This window comes from Colwellia ponticola (assembly GCF_005885605.1).
In the GTDB taxonomy this organism is placed as follows: domain Bacteria; phylum Pseudomonadota; class Gammaproteobacteria; order Enterobacterales; family Alteromonadaceae; genus Colwellia; species Colwellia ponticola.
Map to the genome: position 1 here is coordinate 1 of NZ_SZVP01000103.1, position 459 is coordinate 459.

At 61.7% G+C, this 459-nt stretch carries 1 protein-coding gene; it reads left to right on the forward strand.

Annotation, left to right across the window (positions count from 1 at the left end; translation table 11 throughout):
- Positions 1–459, forward strand: a 459-nt coding sequence (locus FCS21_RS16030; protein WP_138624502.1) for an MFS transporter, incomplete at both ends; no start/stop codon positions are given.

Consider the following 459-nt stretch of genomic DNA (forward strand, 5'->3'; position numbering starts at 1 on the left):
ACGCGCCTGTGGTTCCCCGCCGGTGAGCGTGCGGTGGCCACCGGTATCTTCAACGCCGGTACCAACGTCGGCGCGATGATGACGCCGATGCTGCTGCCGCTGATCCTGCACGTGTGGGGCTGGCAGGCGGCGTTCCTGTGCATGGCGTCGCTGGGCGCGATCTGGCTGGTGTTCTGGGGCTTGAAGTACTACAACCCGGAAGACCACCCGAGCGTTAAACAATCCGAACTGGACTACGTGCAACGGGAAGTCGAACCGGAACAACCCGGCGTACCGTTCAGCCGCATCCTGCGCATGCGCGGCACCTGGGCCTTTGCCATCGCTTATGCACTCACCGCACCGGTGTTCTGGTTCTACCTGTATTGGCTGCCGCCGTTCCTGAACCAGCAATACAACCTGGGCATCAACGTGACCCAGATGGGTATCCCGCTGATCATCATCTATCTGACCGCCGACTTC